Below are 18,923 nucleotides of genomic sequence, written 5' to 3' on the forward strand. Positions count from 1 at the left end.
ATGGAGTTAACCAATAAAGTCGTAGTGATCACGGGTGGTGCTGGTGGTTTGGGGCTGGCGATGGCGAATGAATTTGCCGCGGCGGGCGCCAAATTAGCGATTATTGATAGCGATCAAAACAAGCTTGAAAACTCATGTGCCGACTTAGCTGCTGCTAACCCTGGGGTTGAAGTACAAGGTTATGCACTTGATATTACCGATGAAGAAGATGTGGTATCGGTATTTCAGTATATTTTGGAAGATTTTGGCCAAATTAACGTCTTGATTAATAACGCTGGAATTTTACGCGATGGCATGCTGCTAAAAGCCAAAGACGGAGTGATCACCGACAGAATGTCATTGCAACAGTTCCAATCTGTTATCGATGTCAACTTGATTGGTAGCTTCCTGTGTGGCCGTGAAGCGGCTGCCGCCATGATTACCTCTAAGCAAGCCGGGGTGATTATTAATATCTCCAGCATTGCGCGTATGGGCAATATTGGCCAAAGCAATTACTCGGCCTCAAAGGCGGGTGTTGCGTCCATGGCCATGGGCTGGGCAAAAGAGTTAAGTCGTCACAATATTCGCGCCGCTGCCATTGCGCCAGGCGTGATAGCGACCAACATGACGGCAGGCATGAAGCCAGAAGCTTTAGGTCGATTAACTCAATCTGTGCCTGTTGGGCGTTTAGGTGAAGCGTCAGAAATCGCCAAAACCGCACGCTTTATCATAGAAAATGATTACATCAATGGCTGCGTGATTGATATTGACGGCGGCTTGACCATGTAATATTGGTTTTTGGTAATAAATAAGGCTCGCATTGGCGGGCCTTATTTATATGTGTCAATGGCTTGCATATTTTATGTTGACAATTTTTTTGTTCAATTTAACAATGACCCAGTTTACAGTTGGCCTATATAGTTCAATTAAGAGCGCTACTGGCAGAGGTTTACCGCGGTAATTGACACACTTGGAGTACAGATGGGAGCACTAGCACAACTCATTGAGCGCTGGACTAAGCGAATGCTGCTCGTGGTGGGTATTGCTGGCGTGCTGGTGATTTATTTAGGCTTTTTGTATCTTTTAATTAGCGGTCGCTCGACTGAATCTATTTCTTGGCTATTTTTACTATCGCCTTGGGCGTGTATTTTCTTTGGCTTATCAACGCAAGATCAACTTGCTACCTTGCACTGGTTCAAAGCTAAATTCAGCCGCAAATCAAAGGGCTGATGTAGCGCCGGTTTAACTCGCATTGTATTTTCGTTATTGCATCATACCGCATTGATTCATCGCGCTAGTTGCTCGCATTTTGCTTCGCCGGTGTCTTCCAAACTTTTACCTATACCATTGATGATGGCGCAATCATGGCCGTCATCACCGCGGCATTGCTGAATTAATTGATCTAACTCGCCAGCTAAGCTTTGCAGTTGCACTATGCGCTGATTCACTTCATCTAAATGAGCTTTAGCTAAACGTTGCACTTCTTTGGCGGTGCGTTGCTGGTTTTGCTTAAGTGATAATAATTCGCGGCACTCATCTAAACCAAAGCCTAGTTGACGGCAATGGTTAACAAAGGCCAGTACGGCAACATCAGCTTCTAAGTAATCGCGATAACCATTGTCAGTACGCCGAGCTTGGATTAAGCCTATGTCATGGTAATAACGTATGCTCTTGATAGACATGCCAGTTTTGCTTGCTACTTCACCAATTTTCATCAATTAATGCCTCTAGACTTGACTCTCCACTTGGGGGAGACTTTACTCTGTCGCCATTAGTTATTCAACGGCCCTTAGCTGGAGTCAGTATGTCGAGTATTCATTTTCACATTGCCAATATGAAGTGTGGCAACTGCGCCAAACGGATCCAAGCGTTATTTAACGATAATCCGGCATTGGCCGAGGTTGTGGTTACCACTGAGGTAGCAACTAAATCCGTGAGTCTGAATGGTGATATTAGTTTGGGCGCTGCCAAAGCGGCGCTGTCTATTGGCGGTTATCAATGGACTGTATTGCCTGATGCGCAAGCACCAAGGTTAGAAGCAAATGCCGTTGTTAAAAATGAGACAACTGCGCCAACGCTAGCTGATGCATCAAACTTACTGCAATTTCATGTGCCTAAGATGAATTGCAATAATTGCCTTAACAAGATCCGCGCCGCCTTAGGTGAGGCGCGTGACATAAGCGCAGATTTCGAGCAAAAAATATTAAGCGTTAAGAGTGACTTGAGCGCGAGCGCCTTAATGGCAAGCTTGGCCACCGCGGGATATCCTGCTGAGCTGATTAATGATGCAACTACTGCGACTAATGTAACTGCGCGCGAGTTAACTCCAGCTATTCCCGCTAAGCAAGCACCTGAGTCAAAACCTGAGCACGCAGCTCATTCATCCCCTGTGATGACCTTATTTGTTGCCGAAATGAGCTGTGCTAGCTGCGTGGCTAAAATCGAGCAAGCCTTTGCTAAGCAATCTGGGCTTGATGCCAAAGTAAATTTGGCGGACAAACAAGTGCGCATCAGCGGCGCCACTGATGACGCGCAAGTGTTAGCTATCTTAGCGTCGGTCGGTTTTCAAGGGCAGTTGATTGTTGATGCGAGTCAAGCGGCGGCAGATAAAGCGCGCCACGATAAGGCGCAGTATCGCACTCGTATTTGGCAAGCGGGTTTTGGTTTAGCGGCGGGAGTGCCGTTAATGCTGTGGGGGCTGCTTGGTGGCAGCATGACCATAGATTCAAGCGCGTCGCAATTAGGCTGGGGGATAGTGGGACTGTTAACCTTGGCGTTAATGGTGTTAACGGGTAGCCATTTTTACCGCGGATTTTGGCGTTCATTAAAGGCTAAGTCTGCCAATATGGACAGCTTAATTGCCTTAGGTACCGCCAGTGCTTGGCTGTTTTCTATGTTAGTGGTGCTAGTACCTGAGGTATTTCCCGCAGGCACTGGCCATGTGTATTTTGAAGCCAGCGTCATGATTTTAGGCCTGATTAATTTAGGCCATGCGCTTGAGCTTAGAGCTCGCGGTAAAACCAGTGAAGCAGTGCAAAAACTCTTAGGGCTGCAAGCCAATACTGCCGTGCGTGTTGGCCTACAAGGCGATGAAGTGGTCGCCATTAGTGATTTAGCCTTAGGTGACGTGCTTAGATTAAAACCAGGGGATAGAGTCGCCCTTGATGGCGTAGTTATCAGTGGCGAAAGTTCACTGGATGAGTCCATGTTAACGGGGGAGCCTTTAGCTGTGAGCAAAGCCTTAGGCGATGGCGTGAGTGCTGGCACAGTTAATGGCAATGGCGCCTTGACCTATCAAGTCACTGCCATAGCGAGCGATACCAAACTTGCTAAAATCATCAGCCTAGTGCAAGAAGCGCAAACCTCGAAAATGCCCATTGGCCGCTTAACCGATAAAATAGCCGCCTATTTTGTGCCTGTAGTGGTAATTATTGCGCTGCTGGCAAGCGCAATCTGGCTCGGCTTTGGCCCAGCGCCAGCCTTGAGCCACGCCTTAGTGGTATTAGTGAGCGTGTTAATCATTGCTTGCCCGTGTGCATTAGGGTTAGCAACGCCTATGTCTATCATGGTGGCGGTAGGGCGCGCGGCGCAAATGGGAGTGCTGATTAAAAATGGTGAAGCGTTACAAACTGCCAGTAAAGTCACCACTGTGGTATTAGATAAGACGGGCACTATTACCTTAGGTAAGCCGCAAGTCACTGACATACTGCTGTTTAATCAAGCATCATCTGTTAATGCCGCCTTGACTCAAGAGCAAGTGCTTAGCAAGGTGGCAAGTCTTGAGATGCGCTCATCCCACCCACTTGCTGCCGCGATTATTGATAGCGCCAATGCTCTTGCAAGTCATGCTAGCAATCAGGCGGATGTGACTGATTTTATTAACCATCAAGGTCAAGGGCTGAGCGCCAACATTGGGGATGCTACTTGGCTGGTGGGTAATCAAAGTTTGATGTTAAACCATGATATAGCCATTAGCGCTGAGGTTGAGGCGCAGCAATTGGCATTTACTGCTGAAGGTAAAACCCCTGTGTGGGTTGGCGCCAGTGGCGAGTTAGTCGCGTTAATCATGATTAGCGATCCGCTCAAAGCCGATGCGAAAGAGGTAATTACTAAGCTTAAGCAGCAAGGGCTGCGGGTAGTGATGTTATCAGGGGATAATCAAGTCACTGCGCAAGCCGTGGCCAAAAAGGTGGGTATTGATGAAGTGATCGCCCAAGTATTACCCCATGAAAAACAAGCCGTCGTTTTAGATTTACAGCGCCAAGGCGAAGTGGTTGCTATGGTGGGGGATGGCATTAATGATGCGCCTGCCTTAATGAGTAGTGATGTCGGTATTGCTATGGGCTCAGGCACTGAAGTCGCGATTGAAAGCGCGGATATTACCTTGCTATCACATCAGTTAATGACCTTAGTAGACGCGCTGGCATTGTCTCGTGCCAGTATGCGTAATATCAAACAAAACCTATTTGGCGCTTTTATTTACAATACGTTAGGTATTCCTGTTGCCGCTGGGGTGTTATTTCCTGTGTTTGGGATTTTATTAAGCCCAGTCGTCGCGGGCGGGGCAATGGCGTTATCATCCTTAACTGTGGTGATGAATGCCAATCGTTTAAAATCAACGCGTTTGCATTAAGGCTGGGTTTCACTGGCATAGCGTGTGCTGCGTAAGTCGTGAGCTGAAGCGGTAATCCTTTAATAAATAATAACGGCGCCATTAGGCGCCGTTATTGTTTATCGCGGGCGGTTTAATCGCGCTCAGTCACTACATCGCGGCTAAAGACTTTCTCGCAATATTTGCAGCTTAACTGAATATCACCTTGCTTAAGTGTAACGCCAAAGCGGGTTTCAACCGCCGGCTCAACATGGGTAATACAGTTAGTATTAGGGCAGCTAAACACCCCAGTAATATGGCTGGGTAAGTTTAGCGGCAACTTAGCAACGACTTGATAGTTCTCGATTTTGTTAACCGTCGCATCGGGAGCATACAAGGCTAAGCGCTGCGCTTGGGCTTCACTAAACCAAATGTTTTCAATCTTGATTAAATCTTTACGCCCCAAGGCTGATGAGGGTAAATTTAAACCAATAGTGACGCGCTCTTCAGAGTTTTGCAGTTTAAACAGCTTAATTACTTTAAAACCGACATTGGCAGGGATGTGGTCAATGACAGTGCCATCTTTAATGGCTTCAACCTGCAGATGATTATCGTTACTCATGACGACTCCTATTAAATGTGTTCGTTTAAGACTAATGCTAACAAGGCTTGGCGGGCATATACCCCGTTTTCAGCTTGCTCGAAATAATAGGCATGAGGGGTCTTATCCACATCAACGCTAATTTCATCCACTCGCGGTAAAGGGTGCAACACTTTAAGATTGCTTTTAGCATGAGTGAGATTGTCAGTGGATAAAATAAAGGCTGACTTAATATGGGCATATTCTGACTCATCAAAACGCTCTTTTTGTACGCGCGTCATATACAGAATATCAAGTTGTGGCACCACCTCATCAATCGTGGCGTGAATGCTATATTCCATGCCAGCATCTTCTACGGTTTTTAATATATAGTCAGGCATAGCTAAAACATCAGGCGCAATAAAATAAAAGCGGTTATTGCTAAATTTTGATAAAGCTTGAGCGAGAGAATGCACCGTACGGCCATATTTTAAATCCCCGACCATAGCAATATGTAAATTATCTAAGCGGCCTTGGGTCTCATAAATACTGAATAAATCCAGTAAGGTCTGAGTTGGGTGCTGATTGGCGCCATCGCCACCGTTAATAATGGGCACGCCTGCTGAGAATTCAGAGGCGAGGCGCGCGGCACCTTCACGTGGGTGGCGCATGATAAAGGCATCGACATAGGATGAAATCACTCGCACTGAATCCGCTAAGGTTTCTCCTTTTTTACCTGCTGAAGTATTGCCGCCATCAGGGAAACCAATGACACTGCCACCTAAGCGCTGCACTGCAGTTTCAAAGGATAAACGAGTGCGAGTGGAAGCTTCAAAAAAGCAGCTGGCAATCACTTTATGTTTCAGTAGCTCAGGTCTTGGCTCAACTTTTAATTGACCAGCGGTTGCGACGACTAGCTCCATTTCTTGGCGTGATAGCTCAGGAATAGAGATGATATGTTTGTTATACAGCGGATTAGGCATAGTTATTTCCTTGGCGGTGAACCCAAAAAAAAACCTCCAATAGGAGGTTTATTCATTTTCTAGCCAACAATAGCAATGCAGACGCCCCGCCAGAGGGGAGGCGGTTAACAGCAGTAATAATCATCTTGTTCGAGCTGTTAAGGATCACAGGGTTAATTTCCATGTTAATCATACGATGCATTGTTAGGGCAAAAATCAAATTTTGGTGAATATACTCCGATTAAATAAATATTCAAGCAGCTTAGCAAATTTTTTTAAATAATGATTTTTAAATTCATTAAGACAAAGGAGGGTTCGAATAAAGTTTAAGCTAAACTAGTTTGAGTTGATAAATGGAGGCTTGATGTAGTGAGGCGTAATTTAGGTCGATTGATTGTATCTAAGGCAGTATATTGGGACTGTGTATATTGAGGCTATATATAGTATATATTTAACACTATTTATTAGTTGCGGATACATTAGCTGTGGCGATATTAATAACACTGTTGCTAATATCGCCACAGCTAATAGATGCACTCTACTATGATAAGCTAGATTAGGTAGCAGTTTTGCTATAACACTGATAGTTACTACCCCAGCCAACAATCATAAGTTTTTTGAACTGTATGATTAAGGCTGGAATAGATATTAGCTAAATTACTTTACGCCACAATTGTTGACAGTCACACCACTTTTAACATGGGTAACCTTGCCTGGAATTGGCTCGAAATCAGCAGCTTTGATATTTTGATTTTTATCAAAATAGTCGCGCAGTACCGCAGCATCGGTTTGCTGGGTATCTAACACGTCAATTTTAGGATAACCATCACCACCATCGGCGCTAAAGCTGATGATAGAGAAGCTATAGGTTTCAGTCGGTGAGAATGTCTTGCCATTGATTTCACTGATGTCTGCAGTTTTAGTATCGCAATCGATAGTGACTGAAATATTTTTCAACTGCGCATAAGCGCCGCCAGTTTTGGTGCCGACTTCACCTAAATACTTAGCGACTTCAGCACCTGTCATAGTCGCCTTAGTCACGAAGTTACCAAATGGCTGCACGGTTAACACATCACGGTAAGCGATATCGCCAGCGGCGATAGAAGCGCGTACACCACCTGAGTTCATTACGCCAAAATCGGCGTCGACTAAGTGATAGCTGCGGTAAGCTTCACCCAGTAACCAACCTAAGTTAGTTTGTTGGCTACGAACCATGTCACGATCGCCGTTGAGCTTAGCATCGGTATTGGAAATCTTAACATCGAGTAATTCTTGACCCTTTTGTTGATAAGGATAAAGAATTGATTTCACAGTGGCATCTTCTGCAATGGCTTCACCGGCCAACACCTTGTTACCGTCTGCATCTTTAACCAGCAGATTCACAGGGATCAAATCATAGCTAACTAAGTTCAGCTTGCCGTTGATCATCTCAAAGTCAGCGCGGCCGACATACTTGCCCCATTCATGAGCTTGCATGATCCAAGTACCATTTTGCTGATCTGGGCGGCAATCATCGCCCGGTTTGAAATCTGCATAGTTCTTGTTATCTGGCTCCATACACACAGGGTTTTGTGAGTGACCACCAATAATGGCCTGCAGCTTACCTTCCGCCACTGAGCGCGCCAGTAACACATCACCAGGCGCTTCCGAGCCATGGTTACCGTCGGCATAATGGCCCATGTGAGTGGTGGCAAACACTAAGTCCACTTTTTCATTGGCTTCAATTTCTTTGAGGGTCTTTTGGATTTCTATCTGTGGATCGGCAAAATGAATCGTGGCGATATTACTTGGATTCACCAAATGGGCCGTATCTTTAGTGGTTAAACCAATCACTGCGATTTTTAAGCCGTTAACATCAAAGACACGATAAGCATCGAATAAACGCTCATCGGTAACTGTGCCATTTTTATCTTTGATATAAATATTGGCAGCAAGCATAGGGAAGCTGGCTAATTTAGCCTGCATAGCCAACACATCAAGAGTGTTGTCAAATTCATGGTTACCGACGGCCATAGCGTCATAACCAATCAGGTTCATGCCGATAAAATCAGGCACAGCATTTTGCATGTCTGATTCTGGTACACCGGTATTAATATCTCCGCCAGAGAGCAGTATTACTTCGCCGCCATTACTTTTAACGTCAGCACGAATTTGCTCAATGAGGGTTTTACGGGCAGCCATGCCGTATTCACCGTCTTTGTTTTGCCAGAAACGGCCATGGTTATCATTGGTGTGGAGTACAGTAAAGCGGGTACAGTTATCGGCGCCACAGGTATTGTCCATCTCATCATTGTCATTACAACCGACTAATGCCGAGAAAACAGCAGCAGCAACCAAGCCTTTAACTAAAATGTGACTCATTTCATCAACCTCATCGTTTTATTTTAATATTTACTTATATACATGCGGTTTAACGAGGAGATATTAGCTTGTTGATGGTGTAATGATATGAGTTTTTTGATGATGGATGTCTCATTTCATTAATCTATTGGCAGTAAATTGCGAATTATCGGCATCATAAAATACTGTTGTTGATAGTGGCAAATACACTAAAGTATGCGATTGCAGCCATGCTGGCTAAGTTCATGCAAAAACTGCTTGCCAAGCATTGTCTTGCATGCAAAACAATGCTTGGTTGTAACTCTTGATTGTTGACGTTAAAAAAAGTTGTTATTTGTTGCTGGATTCGAGAGCTAGCACATTGGCTAAAGATGATAGATATCACTAAGCCGCCATTTAGTGGCGGCTTAGATTTACACATGCAGCATTAGGCAGTAAACATCAAATAGGCTGAACAAACTTAGCTCTTTAATCCCAAAGCGTGAGAGCTCAACTGGCGATACCTACATCGAGTGCTGCAAACCAATCTAAGAATTGCTTGACCTGCTCGCCTCTAAATATGCGTCCATGTTGCGGACACATATATTGAATATCTAAACTGCGCACTCTTGCTATCCAATTATCTTTGGCACGGTTGGAAGGCATCCAGCGTTGATGGAAAAACTGCATTTTTTGCGTGTGGCTATGGAAATTATCCACATATATCCCCGGATTATCATCTTCAAGGGCGGCGCCAACATCACCAGACATAAGCACTTTGGCTATAGGGTCATAAACATGCATGTTGCCAGATGAATGTAAGTAGTGGGCAGGAATAAACTGTAATTCAACTTCGCCCACCAGTAATTTGCCGCCTTCATCGGCAATCGGCTCAAACTTAATATTATTCATGCCAAAGTGGCGAATAAAACTCTCCCATAGCCAAGGCGAGTAAAGCTTAGCTTTCGGCAGCGTTTGATCCCATAAACCTAAAGACGAAATAATATCTGGGTCTTGATGCGAGGCAAATAGATAGGTGAGGTGCTCTATAGGTAAGTGACGCACTAAGCTTGCCAGCATAGGTGCAAATAATTCGACCCCACCTGGATCCATCAATAAGGATTGGTGGCCACTTTGAACTAGGTACTGATTGGTATCAATAATCTTGTCATTGCGCTCAGGATCGCGCCCAAAATACAACCACTTGTGAGTAGGGGTTTCTACGATAACTTCAGTCTTCATTCGTTGTCCTTAACGTTAATTTGAATCAAATAAGCGGATAGCCGTATCGACCCGTTCACGAATTTGCGCGGCCACGACATCGACCTTATTAGCGACATCGACAAATATGGCTTGAAAATGTGTATCAACTCGGCACGCTTCGACCCTGCAAATAGAAGCTAGGGCGTTAGCGCTGCGTAAATTTTGTTTTAACTCAGCAAGTTGAACCTCCATCTTAGATAAAACCTTGTTGAACTCAGTATTTTGTTCCTTGTAATGAGCCCGAGTTTTATCTATGGCCTTATTCATGCTGTCACAATAAGTAGCGTCATGGGCCTTGATGCGTGCTAACTCAAAATAATGCAGCGCCGAGGCGGTTCTGGCGGTATTGGTGGCGATTTTACTGGCATCTTTGGCCAATTCGTTGATTTCATTGGCAGCTTTCTTAGTGTAGCTGGCAAGTTCATCAATATAGTGGGTCAAAGCTTTAAAACCTAAGGCGGCGCTACCAATACGACTCGATGCGGCTTGGGCATTACTGGCGGTAAGATTGATTTCTTTACAGCTGGCCAAGGTTTGGCTGAGCTCTGCTGCGACTAATGCGGCCGTGACGTAATAGGGGCGTTTTCCATTTGCTAAGTGTTTCATATCCATATCCCTAAGAGGCATAAAGATGAGTATAGACACAGATACTTATAATCAAGAAAGCGAGATGGAAAAATGTGAGAATTTCTAGCTTGTTATGACGCAGTCATCCGCGCGCATCCCTCTTTGGTTGTTGTAATTGCCACTCAATTCAGGGATAGACAATGAGCCATTGATGTGATGCTATTGAATGGATAGCTGAAATTGTGTAATTTGCAACCAGAGGTGTTAGGTGATAAGTGGGTTGGTTGTTAAGGAGCGAGTGTGATTGCGATAGCTGTAACTATGGAAAGTCACTCTCATCAGTCACTCTCGCAAGTAGCTAACGTAAGTAACTCTCGCAGTAAACGATGATAAGTGGCTATGGCAAGTCACGGAAATAAACCACTTAACCGGTAATGCAGCGGCAGGATGTACGTCAGTTTAGGGATGAATATGAAATCAATAGTAAAATACTCAAGTATCGCCATAGTGATGCAGTTATCATTAGGCACTATGGCTGTGGCTAGTGATGCGACTAAGCTTAATTTTTCTGATGTCTATCAGCAATATCAAGCCGCTGCGGCCGCCAATAATGGCGTAGATACCTTAACATACGCGCAAACTGCCTATGAATTAGGTCTAGTGAAGTTTGGTAGCGATGACATTAATCGCGCCCACCTTGCCTACAACTTAGCGCGGGCTTTAAATCAACAAGGGCAATGGCAACAGGCCTATGAACTGTTATCGGCGCAAATACCTGCGTACCAAAAAAAATATGGTAATAATGGCTTAGAGCTTATCGATGTATATATTGAATTAGGCACGGCCAGTGTCCCTAATCATAAGCGACAACAAAGCTATTACCGTAAAGCCTTAGAGATTGCTAGCGCCCATAAAGAGCAGCAGCCTGGCATGTATGCCCAAATTCAGTTAGATGTGGGTGCCCTGTTGCTGACGGTGGGGGCAGAAAAAGCTAAGGTGATTATTGAAGCGCAAGAATACCTCACTCAACATTTTGCGGCGAATGATACTAAAGTCATTACCGCTAACCACTTGGCGGGTAAATACTACTTATCTAAAGGTCAGTTTTCACAGGCCGTGACTGAGTTTGAGCGCAATCTAGCCGTATTTGCAGAACTTAAGGGAGCGACTCATCCATTTGAGCTGCAAACCCGCGCCGCGTTAATTTTCGCTCTTGAAAAGCAAGGCAACAGTGACGCTGCCACCGAGCACTGTTTAGCCATTGGCGCCATGACTCCTTGGGCGGATACTCAAGCGCAAACACCATTATTTAGAGTCAGTCCTGTGTACCCTATGTCGCTGCTTCAAAAAGGTCAGGAAGGTTTTGTTGAGTTAGCACTTACGGTTAATGACATGGGATTTGTCACCAATCCCCAAGTGCTAAATTCACAAGGCGGTAAGGCATTTGAACGCGCAGCGATTGCGGTGTTAAGTCAGTGGCGTTATGCGCCAAAATTTGAACAAGGGATTGCGGTTGATTCGACAACCAGTGTGCGTCTAGATTTTAAAACTTCTGAGTAAATATTGTTGGTGATAAAACAGTTATGCCTGTCATATCAAAGGCTGGCATAGCTTGATTGTTTTTGTGTTACCCAAGACTTCGCTTCAAATACTCTGCTGTTAACGTCTACACCTTAATGGGTATATCATTGATATGACGGCCATCAGTTGCTAATGATCCCCGAAACTCGCATCGATAAATAACCCTGTGTATTAACTGCATTCATTCAATTTTGTAGCTACAGTTATTTGGTGCGTCTGAATTCATGGAGGAAAGGTATGCGTTTATCTATTGGAAAGAAGCTCGTGCTAGGATTCGGCCTAGTGCTATCGCTTACGGTCTTATCATCCATTCTTAGTTTTATTCAACTGCAAAAAATAGCCAGCATAGAAAGTCGAGTCGTAGATTTACGTTTTCCAACCATAGTCAATGGCCGCGATCTCCTTAATGGCATTAACCAGTCACTGGCCGATCTCAGAGGCTATATGATCTTAGGTGCGAACCCTGAGATGGCCGATAAAATGAAGAGTAATCGGGCGCAGGCGTGGGACACTATTGATACTGCGGTGGCTGAGTTTGACCGCTTTGCCCTTAACTGGACAGTGCCTGAAAACATTAAGCTGCTTGCCACCTTAAAAACAACCATAGAAGAACTTCGTGTTGCCCAGCAGCAAGTTGAAGATATAGCCCACAGCAATAAAAACATTCCTGCTTTTGATATGTTAGTGACCCACGCCGCGCCAATTGCAAGCCAAACTGTAGCGGCCATCACAGCGCTTATTAATATGGAAGAACAGTTACCCGCAACGCCTGAACGTAAAATGTTATTTAAAAATTTGGCCGATTCTCGCGGTACATTTGCCATGGGGCTTGCCAATATTCGGGCGTACTTATTGACGGGTAATGAGAAATTTCGTCAAGAATTTGAGCAGCAATGGCAGGCCAATACCGAGGCGCTGACTAAGCTTGAAGCCGCTAAAGCTTTGCTAAGCTCTGAGCAGTTACCGCAGTGGGAAAATTACATTAAGCAGCGCCTGACTTTTTCAAGCTATTCGCGCCAAATGTTTGATTTACGGGCATCAAAAGACTGGAATCAGGGCAATAGTTTATTAGCGAGTGAGGCTGCTCCTCGGGCGGCCACGATTAAGCAAATTCTTGCGAGCCTAAGAACCTCACAAGATCAGCTAGTCAAAGAGGATACCGCCTTGTTAGCGGCAACTAACGCTGTGGCCATTCGCAATCAAACCATAGCCACAGTGATTGCCATTATCATGTCACTATTCATCGCCTTATACATTGGCCGTCAAATCACCACCGCGATTAGACAAATCTTAGATCGCACCACAGCTATTGCGCAGGGGGATTTATCGGGTCGGCCATTGATTGTGAATGTTGATGATGAATTAGGCGATCTCACCCATGTGCTTAATGGTATGTCGCAATCTTTAAATAGTTTGTTAAAGTCGGTGGATACCGCGGCCAACGATGTTTCTAGCGCAGCCATACAAATCGCGAACGGTAGTCAAAAAACCACAGCAGCATTACATGAGCAAAATCAGCAAGCGCTCACAGTGTCATCGGCAATGGAAGAGATGAGTGCATCGACTAAAGATGTGGCGCACTCGAGCGCCCATGCTGCTACTGGTGCCAATGCCACTAAGTCGCTTGCCTTAACGGGTAAAGAGGCGGTCACTAAAACTATTAGCGACATTGAGCTGGTATCAGAGATTATGGAAAGTTCTTCATTATCGGTGAAGCAGTTAGGTGAGCGCGGCGATGAAATTGGCTCAATAGTGTCTGTGATTAATAGCATTGCTGAACAAACGAACTTGCTGGCTTTAAACGCTGCCATTGAGGCTGCGAGAGCGGGGGATTATGGCCGCGGTTTCTCGGTAGTGGCCGATGAAGTTCGCAATTTGGCGCAGCGCACCGTGGGCGCTACCGAAGAAATCAAGCAATCCATTGCTGCTATGCAGCAACAAACCATTATTGTGATTGAGAAAATGGATGGTAGTACTCAGCATGTGCAGCGCGGTTTAGGACTGGCGCAAGATGCGGGAGTGCAGCTTGAACGCATAGTCGAGCAAGCGCAGCAAGCGGCCGATAGCATTCAAGCCATTGCCTTGGTCGGTGAGCAGCAAGCCAGCGTCTCTGAAGAAGTGGCGCATAACATTACAAATATGGCGGCGGTTATCAACCAAACGTTAGCCGTTACTATCGATGGCGCGCATGCGGCGGCGCAGCTAGAAGTGAAAGCGCAAACTCTTAACCAATTGACCCGTAAGTTTAAATTAGCTTAAGCCTAGATGGCGAATGATGAGTAGCGCGACTTTCATTTGGATTATCTATGCCGCTAAATGATGGCGCTAACGTATGGGCTTTGGCGGATACTTGCTGTGTTAGCGGTTTAAATTTGCAGTGTTAGCGGTTTATAAGGTGCGCGCATCTCATCGCTATTTTTAAGCGGCGCCATGACTCAGTGGGATTGAGTCATGGCAAACATTTGGTTTTCCACTTACGAGACTTGAGGATAGTGGGCTTTTAAAAAGTTAAGGTGCGGCGCTAAGGTTAACGCGTTGGGACGCAGCCCTTGAATCAAGCCTTGCACTTGTGGCCATGGTAAGCCAGATTCTAATAATAAGATGGCAGCCATCAGCCCAGTGCGCCCCGAGCCGCCGCGGCAATGAATAGCAAGGGTTTGCTGCGCAGCCATGCGCGCTAACAACTCGTTTTTTACCATGGCAAAGCCAGATAAAAATGGCTGCTGTGGCGCCTCATCATCTTCAATCGGTAGCTGATACTAAGCTAAGCCTTGCTGAACAATGTCATGGCCAAGAGCCGTTACCCCTAAAGTCGCGATTTCATCATCGGCTAACAAGCACATAATGGCATGGGTACCAGCCGCTGTTAAGCTGGCGATGGCATCCCTTAAGTTGGCGTCTTTTGTTCCTGGGCATGGGGTAAAAATATACGCGGCACCATTAGCTAAAGTTAGAACATCAAAAGGATGGGTCATAAATACTCTCTGCATGCTTGATTGAGTTAATAGTGGCGAAATTAAATCCCCAATTCTATTTAGGGGCTTAAAGATCACCACTTATTTTTATGGGGCTTTTTAGCTTACGCACTTTACTTGCTCGGCATATGCAAACCAGTGATTGGTGCGGCTAGCAAACCACACTAGGCTCAGCATCACAGGCACTTCAACTAATACCCCAACCACAGTGACTAACGCCGCGCCTGAGTGTTGGCCGAATAATGAAATCGCCACTGCGACCGCTAATTCAAAGAAATTTGAAGTGCCGATCATACAAGCGGGCGCCGCAATATTGTGGGCTAAACCCATCTTGTAGGCGATGAAATAGGTGATAGCGAAAATACCGTAGGTTTGGATTAATAACGGAATAGCTATCATCACTATGGCCTGCGGATTTTCAATAATGGTTTGCGCTTGAAAGCCAAACAGCAGTGCTACTGTGCTAAGTAAACCAATAATTGACCAAGGTTTGAGTGACGCGAGCAGGTTATTAAGCGCGCTATGGTCATTATTGTCGCCATCTTGGTTATCCACCAGTTTACGGGTAATAGCCCCTGCTACTAGTGGGATGACTACGTATAACACCACAGATAATAATAAGGTGTCCCAAGGCACAGTAATATCAGACACGCCAAGTAGCAGGCCCGCTAATGGCGCAAAAGCAAAAATCATTATGATGTCGTTTACTGAGACCTGCACTAAGGTGTAGTTGGCATCGCCCTTGGTCAGTTGACTCCACACAAACACCATAGCAGTACAAGGGGCAACCCCGAGTAAAATCATGCCGGCAATATATTCACTGGCGGTTTGTGGGTCGACCCAATCGGCAAATATGCCTTTAAAGAACAACCAACCTAAAAACGCCATGGTAAAAGGTTTAATTAACCAGTTCACCACGATAGTCAACATCAGGCCCTTAGGTTTAGCACCCACACTTTTAAGTGATGAGAAGTCAATTTGGATCATCATAGGGTAAATCATTAGCCAAATTAACAAGGCGATGATGATGTTGACATGGGCAAACTCAAATGCGGCCACAGCGCCAAAGAAACCAGGCATCAGATTACCCAGCAGCACGCCTACCACAATGGTAAGTCCTACCCAGATACTGAGATAACGCTCGAAGATCCCCATATTAATAACCTTTAGTTAGTTGTTGAACGAATACCGCTAAGTTGTCGATTGTGCCTGCACCTATTGCCTTATCTAAGACACTCCTTTTAGGTGTTAATATTGCTTATGCGATTTTCCATATATCTAAATTAAAATATATATAAAAATCGAATGTGCCAACCGCGATGTGGTTAACTAATGAGCAGCGTGAATGACTTAGGCTACTTGATTAAGTCGTAAGCTATGGAGCTTAGATGGCTAAAATCTGCATGTTTTCTGGTTGTCTATTTTAAATTATCTGAACTGAATATTAATAGTTATTAGTGCATTAAGTACTCACTTTAATGATGGTCGGTTAGGATTTAGTAATCATAAAATATTAAAAATATAAATATTAACCATTATTTATATTTTTGGATAAGTGTGTTGTTTTTAGCTTTTATTATGAATTTAAACAACAAATTAATGCTGAAATAGTTTTATATTTTAATAGCGAGCAGTCAGTGCGGCTTATTATTTATTGGAATATTTTTTATTTAAAAATAACCCTTAGTCTGTGATCAGAATCCCTAAAAATTGACTGTTTTGCTGGGAATATCGCTGCGTTAAAAACAATCAATATGGTGGATCACTGAGTATATTTAGTTTGGTATTGTTAGGGTTGCTCGGTTTTAGGCGGGGCAGTAAAAATAATAGCCATGGCTAAATAAACGAATAACTCATCAGTCACGCTGACGAAGTAATATTGTTCAGCGTGACCTGATGATATCTTAATACTGTGTATTCTTTCATCAGTACTATGGCGCTGCATAATACAATAGTCAGTGGTACAAATTACAGGTGTGGTTGCCAAAAAGTTAACTCTATTACTAACAAATGATTGGTACTATTTACGCCTATACTTGTATTAATCCTCGAGACATCATAAACATATATCATATTCAGTGGGCACTATATTGGGTTTTTAATTCACGCCAATACGAACCCTTGCATAACTATTGTGTTGTCGAGTTCGAGACCATCTGAGGTAAGGATGCTTTAGTTAAGCCCACATGGATGTGCTTGCGGGGTCGAGAAATTGACAACCCAGTAGCCCGCCGCAGGCGATTGACTACGACAACGAATAGATAAGGAAAATAGCATTACCTTTACTCATAACCATCGGATTACAAACACCACTTAATGAAAAAACGTATCGCCAATAACAAAGCCAAACGCTGAGCAATTTACGGCTACAAATCCCCACCATACTCATACACTCACAACTCAGTCTTGCCCATGACAAGACTTCGCCATGCTGCTATACTCCGCCATTTGTTTAGGCCGACCGTTTGGGTTGGTTACATACCCTCAGCTTGAATTTGGAAGCGAATTTTGATCACAACAGCGAATATAACCATGCAGTTCGGCGCTAAGCCACTGTTTGAAAACATCTCAGTTAAGTTTGGCGGCGGTAACCGCTATGGCCTTATCGGCGCGAATGGTTGCGGTAAGTCAACCTTTATGAAGATCCTCGGTGGAGAGTTAGAGCCTAGCGGCGGTAACGTATCTATGGATCCAAATGAGCGTCTGGGTAAGTTAAGCCAGGATCAGTTCGCTTACGAAAACTTCAGCGTTATCGATACCGTGATCATGGGGCACAGAGAATTATGGGCCGTCAAGCAAGAGCGTGACCGCATTTACTCTCTGCCAGACATGACTGAAGATGATGGTATTAAAGTTGCTGAATTAGAAATGGAATTTGCCGAGATGGACGGTTATACCGCTGAATCTCGCGCGGGTGAAATTCTGTTGGGTGTGGGTATTCCATTAGAGCAGCATTTTGGCCTGATGAGCGAAGTCGCTCCTGGTTGGAAACTGCGGGTACTGTTGGCGCAAGCCCTGTTTGCTGATCCAGAAGTCTTGTTGCTTGACGAACCAACTAACAACTTGGACATCGACACTATTCGCTGGTTACAAGACACCTTGAACCAACGTAACAGTACTATGATCATCATTTCGCACGATAGATACTTCTTAAACTCTGTATGTACTCATATGGCAGATTTGGATTACGGTGAGCTGCGCGTTTACCCAGGTAACTATGACGAATACATGATGGCGGCCACTCAAGCCCGTGAACGTCTGTTATCTGATAATGCTAAGAAGAAAGCTCAGATTGCTGAACTGCAAACCTTCGTATCGCGCTTCTCGGCTAACGCGTCTAAAGCTAAGCAGGCAACGTCTCGCGCTAAGCAAATTGATAAGATTAAGCTGGATGAAGTTAAGGCTTCAAGCCGCGTTAACCCTTATATCCGCTTCGAGCAGGAAAAGAAATTATTCCGTAATGCTTTAGTGGTTGAAAACTTAACTAAGGGCTTTGATAAGCCATTAATTAAAGATTTCAACATCATAGCCGAAGTGGGTGAGCGTATTGCGATTTTAGGTGAGAACGGCGCCGGTAAGACGACCTTAGTTCGTACCTTGATCCACGATTTAAGCCAAGACAGCGGTACTATCCATTGGTCTGAAAATGCCACCTTTGGTTACTACGCGCAGGATCACGCCAGTGATTTTGAAAATGACATGACAGTATTCGACTGGATGAGCCAGTGGAAGAAAGAAACCGACGACGAGCAAGCGGTACGTGGCATTTTAGGCCGTATGTTGTTTGGCGCTGATGATATTCGTAAGTCAGTAAAAATTCTGTCAGGTGGTGAGCAAGGTCGTATGCTGTTTGGCAAAATGATCATGCAAAAGCCTAATATCTTAGTGATGGACGAACCAACCAACCACTTGGATATGGAATCGATTGAATCATTAAACAATGCGCTGGAAATGTACGAAGGCACCTTGTTCTTCGTTTCTCATGACCGCGCATTCGTATCGTCTTTGGCTAACCGTATTTTAGAAATCACGCCAGAAGGCATCACTGATTTCAAAGGCACTTATGACGAGTTCTTACGTCATAAAGGTGTTGATGCTTAATCGTT

The 18,923-nt window shown here is 44.7% G+C and carries 16 protein-coding genes; 7 read left to right on the forward strand and 9 right to left on the reverse strand.

Annotated elements, in window-relative coordinates; translation table 11 throughout:
- Both AC1HDP_RS01185 and AC1HDP_RS01190 read left to right on the forward strand, forming a co-directional pair.
- Positions 1–768, forward strand: coding sequence for an SDR family oxidoreductase (locus AC1HDP_RS01185; protein WP_479637348.1), 768 nt, complete (start codon positions 1–3; stop codon positions 766–768).
- A 192-nt stretch (positions 769–960) separates the two neighbouring features.
- Complete coding sequence (locus tag AC1HDP_RS01190; protein ID WP_140932050.1) at positions 961–1,209, forward strand: hypothetical protein; 249 nt, start codon at positions 961–963, stop codon at positions 1,207–1,209.
- A 56-nt stretch (positions 1,210–1,265) separates the two neighbouring features.
- Here the strand turns inward: AC1HDP_RS01190 and AC1HDP_RS01195 are convergent, their stop codons facing one another.
- Positions 1,266–1,694 (reverse strand): MerR family DNA-binding protein, encoded by a 429-nt coding sequence (locus AC1HDP_RS01195; RefSeq protein ID WP_479637349.1) that lies wholly within the window; start codon positions 1,692–1,694, stop codon positions 1,266–1,268.
- 677 nt (positions 1,695–2,371) lie between these two features.
- On the opposite strand from AC1HDP_RS01195, the gene AC1HDP_RS01200 reads away from it, so the two are divergent.
- Positions 2,372–4,612, forward strand: coding sequence for a heavy metal translocating P-type ATPase (locus tag AC1HDP_RS01200; protein ID WP_479639795.1), 2,241 nt, complete (start codon positions 2,372–2,374; stop codon positions 4,610–4,612).
- Between the two features lie 112 nt (positions 4,613–4,724).
- Here AC1HDP_RS01200 and pyrI read toward each other — a convergent pair whose 3' ends face one another.
- From pyrI to AC1HDP_RS01225, 5 genes are all read right to left on the reverse strand, one after another.
- The gene (pyrI, locus tag AC1HDP_RS01205; protein ID WP_140932054.1) at positions 4,725–5,192 is read right to left on the reverse strand and encodes an aspartate carbamoyltransferase regulatory subunit; all 468 of its coding nucleotides are present in this window, start codon (positions 5,190–5,192) and stop codon (positions 4,725–4,727) included.
- An 11-nt stretch (positions 5,193–5,203) separates the two neighbouring features.
- Positions 5,204–6,133: an aspartate carbamoyltransferase gene (pyrB, locus tag AC1HDP_RS01210; RefSeq protein ID WP_140932056.1), complete on the reverse strand. Its 930-nt coding sequence runs from the start codon at positions 6,131–6,133 to the stop codon at positions 5,204–5,206.
- 636 nt (positions 6,134–6,769) lie between these two features.
- Positions 6,770–8,473, reverse strand: a complete 1,704-nt coding sequence (gene ushA, locus AC1HDP_RS01215; RefSeq protein ID WP_479637350.1) for a bifunctional UDP-sugar hydrolase/5'-nucleotidase UshA — start codon at positions 8,471–8,473, stop codon at positions 6,770–6,772.
- Between the two features lie 468 nt (positions 8,474–8,941).
- A complete protein-coding gene (locus AC1HDP_RS01220; RefSeq protein ID WP_479637351.1) occupies positions 8,942–9,673 on the reverse strand; it encodes an oxygen-binding di-iron domain-containing protein in 732 nt (243 codons plus the stop codon).
- A 15-nt stretch (positions 9,674–9,688) separates the two neighbouring features.
- The gene (locus AC1HDP_RS01225; RefSeq protein WP_479637352.1) at positions 9,689–10,300 is read right to left on the reverse strand and encodes a chemotaxis protein; all 612 of its coding nucleotides are present in this window, start codon (positions 10,298–10,300) and stop codon (positions 9,689–9,691) included.
- 432 nt (positions 10,301–10,732) lie between these two features.
- Between AC1HDP_RS01225 and AC1HDP_RS01230 the strand changes: the two genes are divergently transcribed.
- Both AC1HDP_RS01230 and AC1HDP_RS01235 read left to right on the forward strand, forming a co-directional pair.
- Positions 10,733–11,821 (forward strand): TonB family protein, encoded by a 1,089-nt coding sequence (locus tag AC1HDP_RS01230; protein WP_479637353.1) that lies wholly within the window; start codon positions 10,733–10,735, stop codon positions 11,819–11,821.
- Between the two features lie 258 nt (positions 11,822–12,079).
- Positions 12,080–14,101, forward strand: coding sequence for a HAMP domain-containing methyl-accepting chemotaxis protein (locus AC1HDP_RS01235; RefSeq protein WP_479637354.1), 2,022 nt, complete (start codon positions 12,080–12,082; stop codon positions 14,099–14,101).
- Between the two features lie 215 nt (positions 14,102–14,316).
- Here the strand turns inward: AC1HDP_RS01235 and AC1HDP_RS01240 are convergent, their stop codons facing one another.
- The 3 genes from AC1HDP_RS01240 to arsB all read right to left on the reverse strand — a co-directional run bounded on the left by AC1HDP_RS01240 (position 14,317) and on the right by arsB (position 15,972).
- Entirely contained in the window at positions 14,317–14,589 is a 273-nt protein-coding gene (locus AC1HDP_RS01240) for a phosphatase domain-containing protein (protein ID WP_479639796.1), read from the reverse strand.
- A gap of 12 nt (positions 14,590–14,601) precedes the next feature.
- Positions 14,602–14,817, reverse strand: coding sequence for a protein-tyrosine phosphatase family protein (locus tag AC1HDP_RS01245; protein WP_479637355.1), 216 nt, complete (start codon positions 14,815–14,817; stop codon positions 14,602–14,604).
- 99 nt (positions 14,818–14,916) lie between these two features.
- A complete protein-coding gene (gene arsB / locus AC1HDP_RS01250; protein WP_479637356.1) occupies positions 14,917–15,972 on the reverse strand; it encodes an ACR3 family arsenite efflux transporter in 1,056 nt (351 codons plus the stop codon).
- 559 nt (positions 15,973–16,531) lie between these two features.
- Here arsB and AC1HDP_RS01255 point away from each other — a divergent pair.
- Both AC1HDP_RS01255 and AC1HDP_RS01260 read left to right on the forward strand, forming a co-directional pair.
- The gene (locus tag AC1HDP_RS01255; RefSeq protein ID WP_479639797.1) at positions 16,532–16,657 is read left to right on the forward strand and encodes a GlyGly-CTERM sorting domain-containing protein; all 126 of its coding nucleotides are present in this window, start codon (positions 16,532–16,534) and stop codon (positions 16,655–16,657) included.
- A 668-nt stretch (positions 16,658–17,325) separates the two neighbouring features.
- Entirely contained in the window at positions 17,326–18,918 is a 1,593-nt protein-coding gene (locus AC1HDP_RS01260) for an ABC-F family ATPase (protein ID WP_479637357.1), read from the forward strand.
- The last annotated feature ends 5 nt before the right edge of the window (positions 18,919–18,923 follow it).

The organism is Shewanella sp. ISS20 (genome assembly GCF_056522965.1).